1 protein-coding gene is annotated in these 1,037 nt (G+C 75.4%); it reads right to left on the reverse strand.

Annotated elements, in window-relative coordinates; all coding sequences use genetic code 11:
• Positions 1-180: hypothetical protein (locus ACZ5CR_RS47360; RefSeq protein ID WP_468870275.1), on the reverse strand; the 180-nt coding region annotated here is incomplete at its 3' end.
• Positions 181-1,037 lie beyond the last annotated feature (857 nt).

The following is a 1,037-nucleotide window of genomic DNA, read 5'->3' on the forward strand; positions in this document are numbered from 1 at the left end:
GAGGCGCTGTGCGGGTACGACCCTCGGCCTGAGGAGTTCCTCGCGGGGTTCGAGGGCGGGGCTGACTCTGGTGCTGGTGCTGGTGGCGCCGGTGGTGGGCCCGATGCGGATCAGCCTGACGGAGCCGATGAGGCCTATGAGGTCAATGAGGCCGAGGAGAGCGGTCGTTCGCGTGGGCATGCCGCGATCGAGGCCGCCCCGCCCACGGAACCCGAGGGCGATCCGCGGGCCGCGCGGTCCAGCGCCATAGCCGCCTATCGCGCCGGGGCGCGGGCCGCGGCGCGGGTGAGGGGGGACGAGGGCCGACGGAGCTCGGCGTCGACGGGTGCGGAGTTGCCGGGGCCTAGGGACGGCGCGGCGGGGGTCGAGGGATCCGACGGATACGAGGGGTACGAGGGGTACGCCGAGGAGGGGCCGCGCCGGAATGGCGCGGAGGGCGGGAGCGGTGGCGGCAGCCGTAGCGGGAGCGATGGTGAGGCCGGGGCTGCCGGGCGGATCCTGGATCCGTATGGCGTCGGGGGTACGAAGCAGTGGCACGGGGCCGTGCCGAGGGGCGGGGGCGCGGAGCTGGGTGGCACGCGGCCTGAAGAGGGCGGGCCTGGCCGGGGGGCCGGGCGTGGGTTTGACGGGCAGAGCTTCGACGGGCCGGGCTTTGATGGACAGGGCTTCGATGGGCCGCCGGGCTTCGAGGAGCAGGGCTTTGGGGCCGGGCGTGGTGAGCTGGGCCCCGCGTCTGGTCGCGGAGGACAGGGTTCTGGGTCGGGCCACGGTGCCCCGGGCTCTGGGCCCGGCCGTGGCCCGGCCGGCGCGCCGGGCTCCGCACTCAGCCACACGACGTCCAGTCACACGACGCCCAGTCATACCACTCCCAGTCACACCACTCCCAGCCACACCACTCCTACCCCCGCTCCCGCCCCCTCCGCATCCACATCCGCACCCGCATCCGGCCACAGCTACTGGGACGCCCTCGTCGCCGAGCGGAGCGGGGCCCGGCGTGGGCCCGCCACCGCTCTTGCCGCGGAGCGGGCCCGGCACGC

It is taken from the genome of Streptomyces sp. NPDC031274 (assembly GCF_055570235.1).